Below are 12,040 nucleotides of genomic sequence, written 5' to 3' on the forward strand. Positions count from 1 at the left end.
GGATCGGAGCGTGCCGCTGCACAAGGACGATCCGAGGTCGGTCGGCGGGTACAAGCTGCTCGACCGGCTGGGAGCCGGTGGCATGGGCGTCGTCTACCGGGGCAGAGCGCGCTCCGGACGCGAGGTCGCCGTCAAGGTGGTGCACGCCCAGTACGCGGAGGACGCCGTCTTCCGCGCCCGGTTCCGGCAGGAGATCGCGGCGGTCCGCAAGGTGAGCGGCGCCTTCACCGCCCCGGTCGTGGACGCCGACCCGGAGGCGGCCCGGCCCTGGATGGCGACGCAGTACGTGCCCGGCCTCTCGCTCGCCACCCGCATCCGCGAGCAGGGCCCGGTCAAGGAGGCCGAAGTCCGCCGGCTGGCCCTGGGTCTGGTGGAGGCGCTGCGGGACATCCACCGGGCCGGGGTGGTCCACCGCGACCTCAAGCCGGCCAACGTCCTGATCGCCGGCGACGGCCCCCGCGTCATCGACTTCGGCATCTCCCGGGCCGCCGAGAACAACACCCTCACCGAGACCGGCCAGATGATCGGCACCCCGCCGTTCATGTCTCCCGAGCAGCTCACCGACGCCCGCTCGGTCGGCCCCGCCTCCGACGTCTTCTCGCTCGGCGCGCTGCTGGTGTTCACCCTCACCGGCCGGGGCCCCTTCGACGCGGACAGCCCCTATCTGACGGCGTACCGGGTGGTCCACGACGCCCCCGTCCTGGACGGCGTACGACAGCCCCTGCGCGACATCCTGGAACGCTGCCTGGCCAAGGAGGCCGCGGACCGGCCGGAACTGGACGAGCTGGCCCGGGAGTTCGCGGCCGTCCTGCCGGAGGAGGGGGACGACGACCCGCCCACGGTGATCCTCGGCGCGAAGGCTCCGGCGGAGGCGGGGGCCGCGGCCGAGCGAGCCGGTCGTCGGCGCCGTGTGCACCCGCTGCTCGCCGCGACGGGCACGGTCGGCGCGCTGGTCCTCGGGCTGACGGCGTACCTGCTGATCGGGCCGGGGCTGGCGGAGAGCCGGGAGCCGACCGTGCCGGAGGGCTGGCGGCCCTGGCAGACGACGGTGTTCGACACGTCGACCACGGGCGCGCTGGTCGTGGGATCAGTCGGCGGCAGCATGATCGGGGGCGAGCCCAACTGTCTGACGCGCGGGGACGCCGTCTACTGCGCGGGCGACAGCATCAGGCCCGTCCGTCTGGACGCCCGGACCGGGAAGACCGTCTGGCGTGCCGAGATCCCGAAGATCGACCCGGAGACGGAGTCGTACAGCGCCACGCTGCTCGGCGTACGCGACGGCATGGTGGTGCTGCGCCAGTCCCTCACGGAATCCGCCGAGACGGATCGGGTCTATGTACTCGGCCTCGACGCCGAGACCGGTGAGCAGCTCTGGAAGCACCGGTCGGACGACACGAACCTCGACCTGGCCCTGTCCGCGGGCCTGGCCATCACCTCCGGCGGGGGCACCGCCGTGACGGCCCGCTCCCCGCGCACCGGAGCCGAGCGCTGGACCGCGAAGATGCCCAAGGGCGACTACTGCTCGTTCCTGCCGGACGGCGCCGAGGTGTACGCCCAGTGCATGGGGGACATGGAGGCGTCCGACGACTCCGTGCTGCTGGCCCTGGACCCGGACGACGGCTCGCAGCGGCGCCTCACGGTCCCGTCCGGCAGCGGTGTCCTCGGCCTCCTGGACGGGAAGCTGCTCCTGCTCCAGTCGGGCCCCACGGACGAGTCGTCCCTGGACGCCCCGCTGTACGAACGGGTCGTGCTGATCGACCCGGCCACCGGTACCCGTACGACGGCGAAGCTGGCGAAGGGCTACGACGGGGAGCCGACGCTGTCGGGCGGCCTGCTGTGGTTCGTCTCCGAGAGCGGCGTGGTGACCGCGGTGTCCCCGCGCACCGGCGAACAGGAGTGGCAGGCCCGCACCAGCCTGGAGGAACCCGGCGAGCCCACCTACGACCCGCGAACGCACACCCTGTACCTGGCCAGCGGCACCGGCAGGGTGGCCGCACTCGACGGGCGCGACGGCAGCCTCCTGTGGGAGACGCTGCCGCGGCCGGGGGTGACCTCCAGCGGCATGACAGGGCCCGGCGTGCTGCTCTACAAGGGCGCCCTGGTGGTCGCCACCGGCGACGGCACCGTCTTCAGCCTCGACCCCGCCGACCCGGAAGGGAAGACCCTCCCGGACTGACGGCGGGGCCGCGGCGGGCCGGTTTTACGGCAGGGCGAGCATCCGCTCCAGCGCCAGCTTGGCGAACGCCTCGGTCTCCTTGTCGACCTCGATGCGGTTGACGAGGTTGCCCTCGGCCAGGGACTCCAGGGCCCAGACCAGGTGCGGCAGGTCGATGCGGTTCATCGTGGAGCAGAAGCAGACCGTCTTGTCGAGGAAGACGATCTCCTTGCCCTCGGGAGCGAAACGGTTCGCCAGGCGGCGGACCAGGTTCAGCTCCGTGCCGATGGCCCACTTGGAGCCGGCCGGGGCGGCCTCCAGCGTCTTGATGATGTACTCGGTCGAGCCGACGTAGTCCGCCGCGGCGACGACCTCGTGCCGGCACTCGGGGTGCACCAGGACGTTCACGCCCGGGATGCGCTCGCGCACGTCGTTCACCGAGTCCAGGCTGAAGCGGCCGTGCACCGAGCAGTGGCCGCGCCACAGGATCATCTTCGCGGCACGCAGCTCCTCGACGGTCAGGCCGCCGTTCGGCTTGTGCGGGTTGTAGAGCACGCAGTCGTCCAGGGACATGCCCATGTCGCGGACGGCGGTGTTGCGACCCAGGTGCTGGTCGGGGAGGAACAGCACCTTCTCGCCCTGCTCGAACGCCCACTCCAGCGCCCGCTGGGCGTTGGAGGAGGTGCAGATGGTGCCGCCGTGCTTGCCGGTGAAGGCCTTGATGTCGGCCGAGGAGTTCATGTACGACACCGGCACGACCTGCTCGGCTATGCCCGCCTCGGTCAGCACGTCCCAGCACTCGGCGACCTGCTCGGCGGTGGCCATGTCGGCCATGGAGCAGCCGGCGGCCAGGTCCGGCAGGACGACCTTCTGGTCGTCGGTCGTCAGGATGTCCGCGGACTCGGCCATGAAGTGCACACCGCAGAACACGATGTACTCGGCCTCCGGGCGCGCGGCCGCGTCCCGGGCCAGCTTGAAGGAGTCGCCCGTGACGTCCGCGAACTGGATGACCTCGTCACGCTGGTAGTGGTGGCCGAGCACGAACACCTTGTCGCCGAGCTTCTCCTTGGCGGCACGGGCCCGCTCGACCAGGTCCGGGTCGGACGGCGACGGAAGGTCACCGGGACACTCGACACCGCGCTCGCTCTTCGGGTCGGCCTCACGACCGAGGAGCAGCAGGGCGAGCGGAGACGGCTGGACGTCGAGGTCCGGGGTGGTCTGGGCGGTGGTCACGACACGCACCCTTTCTTCTTCTCGTCGAACTGACGCTATCTATCATAACCGCTTCACGTCAGTTTGACGATGGCCATAGTGTCGATGTGACGTGAATCCCGATGCCGCCCCGGCGGGCTGTGCCGCAGGACATTTCCTGCCAGGGAGCCGGTGTGCGAGCATGAAAAGAAGGACCGGCCCGGCTTGAGAAGAAGGACCGGCCCGGAATGAATCCGAGGCCCCGCCGGTTGCAACCGTCGGCAAGCAGTCTCCGTACAACCCGGGAGAGATGTAGATGTCCGTATCGGACGAGACCAGCACCGTCACCGACGGCATCATCCTGACCGACGCCGCCGCGTCCAAGGTCAAGACCCTGCTCGACCAGGAAGGCCGTGACGACCTCGCCCTGCGCGTCGCCGTCCAGCCCGGCGGCTGCTCCGGCCTGCGCTACCAGCTCTTCTTCGACGAGCGCTCGCTCGACGGCGACGTCGTGAAGGACTTCGGCGGCGTGAAGGTCGTCACGGACCGCATGAGTGCCCCGTACCTGGGCGGCGCCACGGTCGACTTCGTGGACACGATCGAGAAGCAGGGCTTCACGATCGACAACCCGAACGCGACCGGCTCCTGCGCCTGCGGCGACTCGTTCAACTAAGTCGTACAGTCTGACCTTCCGAGGCGGCACGACAACGACGGCGGCGGTCCCCCTGACGAAGGGGGGCCGCCGCCGTCGGCGTATCCGCTCGCTTCAGGGCCCGGGCCGTGAGGCCTCAGGTCCCGGGCCGCGAAGCCTCGGCTACCGGGCCGTGGACGCCTCCGGCAGCCGCGCCCCCGGCTTCTCCAGCGGGACGCTCCTGTCGTTCGAGCCGACCACCCGGCGGTCCCCGAGCGGCTCTTCCAGCTGCACGGTCCGGTGGAAGACCTTGGCGATGAGGATGCACATCTTGCCCGGCCACGGCTTCTCGGTCACCGTCACCGTCACCCGGTCCGCGCTCTCGGCGGCCGCCACCGTGTAGTCCGCGCACACACCGCCCGTGAAGCGCACGGTCAGCTCACGGCCCTCGGCCTCGTACGCCTCCACCCGCACATCGCGCGGGCTCGGCGCGGAGGTCGGCTCGTCCGGGCCAGGGCCGGTCGGCCGCGGGCTCGGCGGAGCGGTCGGCTCACCGGGCGGCGGGTTGCCCGGGGCGGGCGAGGCGAGATAGCGCGGCTCGACCGCCGGATGCGTCACCGTGAAGGTGTCCTCCGTCCCCGGCGCCCGCACCTCGAACAGCCACGACGGCACCAGGGCCTGCCGCCCGTCCACGACATGCGACGCCAGCCCGAAGACCGCCCCGCGCACCTCGATCGTCTGCTTGTCCAGCGGCTCGGGCTCACAGGGCGCGATCTGCCCCGACTCCTCCAGCGGCTCGGGGCTCGCGCAGCCGCCGACGCCCGACCCCGCGCGGACCGAGCCCGCGTTCATCCGCTCCAGGGTCTCGCGCGCGCCCAGCACCGGGTATGTGTCGCCCTTCACCGGCGCCTCGAGCTGGCCGTTGCCGCCGACGATCTCGCCGTCCACGCCGACCGTCAGACCGGTCGCCCAGCCGTACGTCGGCAGCCCGCCGATCTCCGGGTCGGCGTTGACCAGCCGCTGCGCACCCATGACCTGGCTCGCGTCGACCTTGGCGTCGTCCTGGCCGACGGCCTTCAGCACCGGCGCGGCCGCCTTCTTCGCCGCGTCCTCGCTCACCGGGTCGGCGGCCGGGGCCATCGGGCCGCGGTGCGGGCACTCGGTGGCGTTCGGCTTGCAGTTGTCCGTGCCGGGCGCGTACCGGTGGAACGTCCAGGTGCCCGGCGCCTGCCGGTTCACCTGGAGGGTCGGCCCGGAGTCGTCCCGCGCGCCGACCCGCCAGGACTGGCCCTGCAGGACCGGCGTGCCCGCGATGTCCAGCGCGGCCGCCAGCCTCGCCACGTCGTCCTGGGTGACCTCGCCCTTCGCCCGGTAGACGGGCGCCGAGTCCGGGCCGTCGGGCAGTGTGCCCCCGGCCCGGTAGACGGCGCCGTTCGGGTCGGGCTCGCCCGGCGCGATACCGGCGCCGCCGCCCTCGGAGTAGCCGTCCAGGGCGAGTGGTGGGGGAGTGCCGTCGTCGCCGGGCGCACCGGAGGACGCACGGCCGGAATCGCCGGAACCGCCGGTCACGGACGCGGCGAGGTAGGCGCCGCCGCCCGCTACGAGCAGCACGGCCGCGGCGACGGAGGCCACCACGGGCGGACGGCGCCGCCCCGGCCGCTCCTCGGCGGACGTGCCTGCCTCACCCGCGACGGCGTCGTCGCGATCGGGGTTGTCGGATCGCTCGGTGTTCACCGCATCGCTCCTGCTGCTGGAGGGTCGTATCTCGCTTCCCCCCGAGGGGGGACGGCGATGAGACGCAGCGGGGGAGCGTGAGGTTCCCTGCCATGCGCTGGTTCACCCGTTCGGGCGCCCCTCAGTCCCCGTAGTCCGACATCGCGTCCAGGAGCCGGGCCGACGCCGGCGGCACCGTCACGCCGTGGATGCTGGACGGGGAGACCGGGCGGGCGTCGAGCCGGTCCGCGACCGCCCAGTGCGGGGCCATCCGGGCACAGTCGCCGCGCAGGGACGCCAGGTCGCCGTCGAGGTCGGCCCGGGCGGGGACGGCGGGAGCCTTGAGGTTCGTCATGACCGCACCGTATGCACGACCGCACTCACGAAGAAAGATCTACTATCGGGTAGTTTTGCCTGCTTCTGGGCCGCACCGCATACCGGGTAGCGTGGACTGTCATTACCCCTCCACCCAGGAGACCCACGCCGTGCGCATCGCAGTCACCGGCTCCATCGCCACCGACCACCTCATGACCTTCCCCGGCCGGTTCGCCGACCAGTTCGTCGCGGACCAGCTGCACACGGTCTCGCTCTCCTTCCTGGTCGACAACCTCGACGTACGGCGGGGCGGCGTCGGCGCGAACATCGCGTTCGGCATGGGCCAGCTCGGCACCCACCCGATCCTGGTCGGCGCGGCCGGCTTCGACTTCGACGAGTACCGGGCCTGGCTGGACCGGCACGGCGTCGACACCGGCTCGGTCCGCATCTCCGAGACCCTGCACACCGCCCGCTTCGTCTGCACCACCGACGCCGACCACAACCAGATCGGCTCCTTCTACACCGGCGCGATGAGCGAGGCCCGCCAGATCGAGCTCAAGACCGTCGCCGACCGCGTCGGCGGCCTCGACCTCGTCCTCATCGGCGCCGACGACCCCGAGGCGATGCTCCGCCACACCGAGGAGTGCCGGACGCGGAAGATTCCCTTCGCGGCCGACTTCTCCCAGCAGATCGCCCGGATGAACGGCGAGGAGATCCGGATACTGCTGGACGGGGCGACGTACCTGTTCTCCAACGAGTACGAGAAGGGGCTCATCGAGTCCAAGACCGGCTGGTCGGACGCGGAGATCCTGGCCAAGGTCGGCCACCGGGTGACCACGCTCGGGTCGCGCGGCGTGCGCATCGAGCGCGTGGGCGAGCCGGTCATCGAGGTCGGCTGCGCCGAGGAGGAGCGCAAGGCCGACCCGACGGGTGTCGGCGACGCGTTCCGGGCGGGGTTCCTCTCGGGGCTGGCGTGGGGGGTTTCGCTGGAGCGGGCGGCGCAGGTGGGGTGCATGCTCGCCACGCTGGTGATTGAGACCGTTGGTACGCAGGAGTACCAGTTGCGGCGGGCTCACTTCATGGATCGGTTCACCAAGGCGTACGGGCATGAGGCGGCGGACGAGGTTCGGGGGCATCTCGGCTGAGTTTCGTCCGCGGGTTGTGGGGGGCTGGTCGCGCAGTTCCCCGCGCCCCTTAGGTACGTCAGCTGGATCTACGCACCACGTACGCGGTTCCCTTCTCCGCCTTCTCCTCGCCCACGTATTCCTGTTCGCGCATCTCGCACCATGCCGGGATGTCCAGTCGAGCTGCCTCGTCGTCGGACAGGACCCTTACCAGGCCACCCACGGGTACGTCTCCGATCACCTTGGCCAGTTCGATGACCGGGATCGGGCAGCGCTTGCCGAGGGCGTCGACGACCAGCTCGTCCTTGTGGACGACCGCGGACGGTGTCGGCGCCCCCAGCTTCTCCCGTACGGCGGTGACCGTGCCGGGCAGGGTGTCCAGGAAGCCCTCGACGTCCTCGGACACCGCGCCCATCGGCAGGGACACGCGGACGTTGCCCTCGGTCAGGACGCCCATGGCCTTCAGGACGTGGCTGGGCGTCAGGGTGCTGCTCGTGCAGGAGGAGCCGGAGGAGACGGAGAAGCCGGCCCGGTCCAGTTCGTGCAGGAGGGCCTCGCCGTCGACGTAGAGGCAGGAGAAGGTGACGATGCCGGGCAGGCGGTGGTCCGGGTCGCCGACGACCTCCACGTCCGGCACCAGCCGAGGCACCCGCGCGCGGATCCGCTCCGTCAGCTCCCGCAGCCGTACGGCCTCCTGGGCGGCCTCGGCGCGTACCGCCCGCAGGGACGCGACGGCCGCGACGATCGCCGGGATGTTCTCGAAGCCGGCGGCACGCCCGGACTCCCGCTCGTCGACCGGCCCTTGGGCCGCGAAGCGCACGCCCTTGCGGACGACGAGCAGCCCGACCCCGGACGGACCGCCCCATTTGTGGGCGCTCCCCGTCAACAGGGACCACTCGCCCTCCACCGGGCCCCACCCCAGCGACTGCGCAGCGTCCACCAGCAGCGGCACCCCGGCCGCTCGGCACACCTCGGCCACCTCCGCCACCGGCTGCACGGTCCCCACCTCGTGGTTGGCGGACTGCAGACATGCCAGCGCGGTGTCCTCCCGCAGCGCCTCCGCGTACGCCGACGGGCTCACCCTTCCCGTCCAGTCGACACCCACTTGAGTGACCGTGCCGCCCTCCCGCTCGTGCACCTCGGCCGAATGGAGCACGGCGGAATGTTCGACCGATGACACGATCAGGTGGCGTCCGACGCGCCGCCGCCCGGCCAACGCCCCCGCCACGCCGCTGTGCAGGGCCCGCGTCCCGGAGCCGGTGAAGACCAGTTCGTCCGGCCGGCAGCCCACCGCCTCCGCGGCCGCCTCCCGCGCGGCGTCCAGCAGCATCCGCGCCCGCCGCCCTTCCCGGTACAGACGTGCGGGATCGGCCCACCCCTCATCCAAAGAGGCCAACAGGGCCTGACGAGCCACGGGATGGAGAGGCGCACTGGATGCAGCGTCGAAATAGGACACACCGCAACGCTAACTCCCCAGGGGCGCGGGGAACTGCGCGAACAGCCACAAACAACCCGCAGCCGCCAAACCAGCGAACCACCCGAGACAGTAGGCCCCCCTCCCCGCGAACCCCCGGAGGGCGTCGGCTAGGGTTTGGTCCGCATAAACATCCAAACCCCTGCCCGACGCAGGGCGGCGACCGACCAGCGAGAAGGCCGCAGCCAATACGCGCGGGCGAGACTCTCGGGAAGGCGCTACGTGAGTCCCAACGGCTCCGACCGCTCGCCGCGGCGCCCGATGCGGCGGAAGCTGCTGCAGGCAATGACCGCGGGCCTGGTCCTGGCGACCGCCACCGGTTGCACATGGAAGGACTTCCCCCGCCTTGGCATGCCCACCCCCACCACAGAAGAGGCTCCGCGGATCCTCTCCCTGTGGCAGGGCTCCTGGGCTGCCGCGCTCGCCGTCGGCGTGCTGGTGTGGGGCCTGATCCTCTGGAGTGCCATCTTCCACCGGCGCAGCCGCACCAAGATCGAGGTACCTCCGCAGACCCGGTACAACGTGCCCATCGAGGCCCTGTACACGGTGGTCCCGATCATCATCGTCTCGGTCCTGTTCTACTTCACGGCCCGCGACGAGTCGAAGCTCCTCGACATGTCGAAGAAGCCCGACGTCACGGTCAATGTGGTCGGCTTCCAGTGGAGCTGGTGCTTCAACTACATCGAGAACGTCGAAGGTTCCACGGGCGACGCCAAGAAGGCCGAGGAACTGAACGCGATCCCGGACCGCTACAGGGACGCGTTCCCGGCGAACGCCGGCGGTGTCTACACCTGCGGCACGCCCGGTGAGCGCAACCCGCAGACCGGCAACCCGGGCCCGACCCTGTGGCTGCCCAAGGGCAAGACGGTCCGCTTCGTCCTGACCTCGCGCGACGTCATCCACTCCTTCTGGGTGGTGCCGTTCCTGATGAAGCAGGACGTCATCCCGGGCCACACCAACGCCTTCCAGGTGACCCCCAACCAGGAGGGCACCTTCCTGGGCAAGTGCGCCGAGCTGTGCGGCGTCGACCACTCCCGGATGCTGTTCAACGTGAAGGTCGTCTCCCCGGAGCGCTACGAGCAGCACCTGAAGGACCTCGCCAAGAAGGGGCAGACCGGTTACGTTCCCGCGGGCATCGAGCAGACCGCCCATGAGAAGAACCGGGAGACGAACAACCTGTGAGCATCCTCAACGAACCTCAGGGTGCCGGGGCAGCCGAAGACTCGTACTACGAGGACGAGCTGCCGGTCCGGCGCAAGCAGCCCGGCAACGTCGTGGTGAAGTGGATGACGACCACTGACCACAAGACGATCGGAACGCTCTACCTGGTCACGTCGTTCGTGTTCTTCTGCATCGGTGGCGTCATGGCTCTGCTCATGCGCGCCGAGCTGGCCCGTCCGGGCCTGCAGATGATGTCGAACGAGCAGTTCAACCAGGCGTTCACGATGCACGGCACGATCATGCTGCTGATGTTCGCGACGCCGCTGTTCGCCGGCTTCGCGAACTGGATCATGCCGCTCCAGATCGGTGCCCCCGACGTCGCCTTCCCGCGACTGAACATGTTCGCCTACTGGCTGTACCTGTTCGGCTCGCTCGTCGCCGTCGGCGGCTTCCTCACCCCGCAGGGTGCGGCCGACTTCGGCTGGTTCGCCTACTCCCCGCTGTCGGACGCGGTCCGCTCGCCGGGTATCGGCGCCGACATGTGGATCATGGGTCTGGCCTTCTCCGGCTTCGGCACCATCCTCGGCTCGGTCAACTTCATCACCACGATCATCTGCATGCGCGCCCCTGGCATGACGATGTTCCGCATGCCGATCTTCACCTGGAACGTCCTGCTGACCGGTGTCCTGGTCCTGCTGGCCTTCCCGGTCCTGGCCGCGGCCCTGTTCGCGCTGGAGGCCGACCGCAAGTTCGGCAGCCATGTCTTCGACGCGGCCAACGGCGGAGCCTTGCTGTGGCAACACCTCTTCTGGTTCTTCGGACACCCAGAGGTGTACATCATCGCCTTGCCGTTCTTCGGCATCATCAGTGAGGTCATCCCGGTCTTCTCCCGCAAGCCGATGTTCGGCTACCAGGGTCTGATCGCGGCGACCATCGCCATCGCGGGTCTGTCCGTGACCGTGTGGGCGCACCACATGTACGTCACCGGTGGCGTGCTCCTCCCGTTCTTCTCCTTCATGACGTTCCTCATCGCCGTCCCGACCGGCGTGAAGTTCTTCAACTGGATCGGAACGATGTGGAAGGGCTCGCTGTCCTTCGAGACGCCGATGCTCTGGGCGACCGGCTTCCTGATCACCTTCACCTTCGGTGGTCTGACCGGCGTCATCCTGGCCTCGCCGCCGATGGACTTCCACATCTCGGACTCGTACTTCGTGGTGGCGCACTTCCACTACGTGGTGTTCGGCACCGTCGTCTTCGCGATGTTCTCCGGCTTCCACTTCTGGTGGCCGAAGTTCACGGGCAAGATGCTCGACGAGCGCCTGGGCAAGATGACGTTCTGGACGCTGTTCATCGGCTTCCACGGCACCTTCCTGGTCCAGCACTGGCTGGGCGCCGAGGGCATGCCGCGTCGTTACGCCGACTACCTGGCGGCCGACGGCTTCACCGCCCTGAACACGATCTCGACGATCAGCTCGTTCGTGCTCGGCGCCTCGATCCTGCCGTTCTTCTACAACGTCTGGAAGACGGCCAAGTACGGCAAGAAGATCGAGGTCGACGACCCGTGGGGTTACGGCCGCTCCCTGGAGTGGGCGACGTCCTGCCCGCCGCCGCGGCACAACTTCCTCACCCTGCCGCGGATCCGCAGCGAATCCCCGGCGTTCGACCTGCACCACCCTGAGATCGCCGCGCTGGAGCAGCTGGGCCACGGTGGCCAGGAAGCCGCCGCGCTGGCGGGCGGCAAGGAGGCCGGCAAGTGAAGATCCAGGGCAAGATGTTCATGTGGCTGAGCGTCTTCGTGCTCGCCATGGCCGTGTTCTACGGCGTGTGGTCGAAGGAGCCGGCCGGTACGACGGCGCTCTTCCTGGCCTTCGGCCTGTGCATCATGGTCGGCTTCTACCTCGGCTTCACGGCCAAGCGGGTCGACACCGGTGCCCAGGACAACCAGGAGGCCGACGTCGCGGACGACGCCGGTGAGCTGGGCTTCTTCAGCCCGCACAGCTGGCAGCCGCTGGCGCTGGCGGTCGGCGGTGCCATCGCGTTCCTCGGCGTGGCCGTGGGCTGGTGGCTGCTGTACTTCGCCGCCCCGATCATCCTGATCGGCATCTGGGGCTGGGTCTTCGAGTACTACCGCGGTGAGAACCGCACCCAGTGACCTGAGCGCCGAGCACCGCGCGCAGTAACACGAGCCGAGCGCTCCGGAACCCGGACACTCCGTCAGGAGGGTCCGGGTTCCTCCGTTTCGCCTACTTCCCGTACCTCGTCCGTGTCACCCGGCG

Annotated in this window: 10 protein-coding genes; 6 read left to right on the forward strand and 4 right to left on the reverse strand. The window is 70.0% G+C overall.

Translation table 11 applies throughout. The features are described 5' to 3' along the window. Positions 1-10 precede the first annotated feature (10 nt). The gene (locus tag RKD23_RS27385; RefSeq protein WP_424856101.1) at positions 11-2,176 is read left to right on the forward strand and encodes a protein kinase domain-containing protein; all 2,166 of its coding nucleotides are present in this window, start codon (positions 11-13) and stop codon (positions 2,174-2,176) included. A gap of 24 nt (positions 2,177-2,200) precedes the next feature. Here the strand turns inward: RKD23_RS27385 and nadA are convergent, their stop codons facing one another. Next, positions 2,201-3,388: a quinolinate synthase NadA gene (gene nadA / locus RKD23_RS27390; RefSeq protein ID WP_404034538.1), complete on the reverse strand. Its 1,188-nt coding sequence runs from the start codon at positions 3,386-3,388 to the stop codon at positions 2,201-2,203. 274 nt (positions 3,389-3,662) lie between these two features. Between nadA and RKD23_RS27395 the strand changes: the two genes are divergently transcribed. After that, positions 3,663-4,019, forward strand: a complete 357-nt coding sequence (locus RKD23_RS27395; protein ID WP_402497558.1) for a HesB/IscA family protein — start codon at positions 3,663-3,665, stop codon at positions 4,017-4,019. A 141-nt stretch (positions 4,020-4,160) separates the two neighbouring features. On the opposite strand, the gene RKD23_RS27400 is transcribed toward RKD23_RS27395, so the two are convergent. Then, positions 4,161-5,711, reverse strand: coding sequence for a hypothetical protein (locus RKD23_RS27400; protein ID WP_424856102.1), 1,551 nt, complete (start codon positions 5,709-5,711; stop codon positions 4,161-4,163). 121 nt (positions 5,712-5,832) lie between these two features. After that, complete coding sequence (locus RKD23_RS27405) at positions 5,833-6,045, reverse strand: hypothetical protein (protein ID WP_424856103.1); 213 nt, start codon at positions 6,043-6,045, stop codon at positions 5,833-5,835. A 130-nt stretch (positions 6,046-6,175) separates the two neighbouring features. Between RKD23_RS27405 and RKD23_RS27410 the strand changes: the two genes are divergently transcribed. Further along, positions 6,176-7,150 carry a carbohydrate kinase family protein gene (locus RKD23_RS27410; RefSeq protein ID WP_424856104.1) on the forward strand — a complete coding sequence of 325 codons (975 nt, stop codon included), beginning with the start codon at positions 6,176-6,178 and terminating at the stop codon, positions 7,148-7,150. A 58-nt stretch (positions 7,151-7,208) separates the two neighbouring features. Here RKD23_RS27410 and RKD23_RS27415 read toward each other — a convergent pair whose 3' ends face one another. Beyond that, complete coding sequence (locus tag RKD23_RS27415) at positions 7,209-8,585, reverse strand: cysteine desulfurase/sulfurtransferase TusA family protein (RefSeq protein WP_424856105.1); 1,377 nt, start codon at positions 8,583-8,585, stop codon at positions 7,209-7,211. 240 nt (positions 8,586-8,825) lie between these two features. Between RKD23_RS27415 and coxB the strand changes: the two genes are divergently transcribed. Genes coxB through RKD23_RS27430 form a run of 3 tightly spaced genes read left to right on the forward strand, consistent with a single transcriptional unit; the run spans position 8,826 to position 11,916 of the window. Further along, positions 8,826-9,785, forward strand: a complete 960-nt coding sequence (coxB, locus tag RKD23_RS27420; RefSeq protein WP_404034529.1) for a cytochrome c oxidase subunit II — start codon at positions 8,826-8,828, stop codon at positions 9,783-9,785. Next, complete coding sequence (gene ctaD, locus RKD23_RS27425) at positions 9,782-11,521, forward strand: cytochrome c oxidase subunit I (RefSeq protein WP_424856106.1); 1,740 nt, start codon at positions 9,782-9,784, stop codon at positions 11,519-11,521. The genes coxB and ctaD overlap by 4 nt, the downstream gene beginning before the upstream one ends. Then, a complete protein-coding gene (locus tag RKD23_RS27430; protein ID WP_424856107.1) occupies positions 11,518-11,916 on the forward strand; it encodes a cytochrome c oxidase subunit 4 in 399 nt (132 codons plus the stop codon). The genes ctaD and RKD23_RS27430 overlap by 4 nt, the downstream gene beginning before the upstream one ends. Positions 11,917-12,040: the final 124 nt, after the last annotated feature.

Origin of the sequence: Streptomyces sp. SAI-170, assembly GCF_049739565.1 — a bacterium.
Classification (GTDB): domain Bacteria; phylum Actinomycetota; class Actinomycetes; order Streptomycetales; family Streptomycetaceae; genus Streptomyces.

Coding starts and splice junctions, on each gene's coding strand:
- RKD23_RS27395 (WP_402497558.1), top strand. CDS start 3,663: ATGTCCGTATCGGACGAGACCAGCACCGTCACCGACGGCATCATCCTG.
- RKD23_RS27405 (WP_424856103.1), bottom strand. CDS start 6,045: ATGACGAACCTCAAGGCTCCCGCCGTCCCCGCCCGGGCCGACCTCGAC.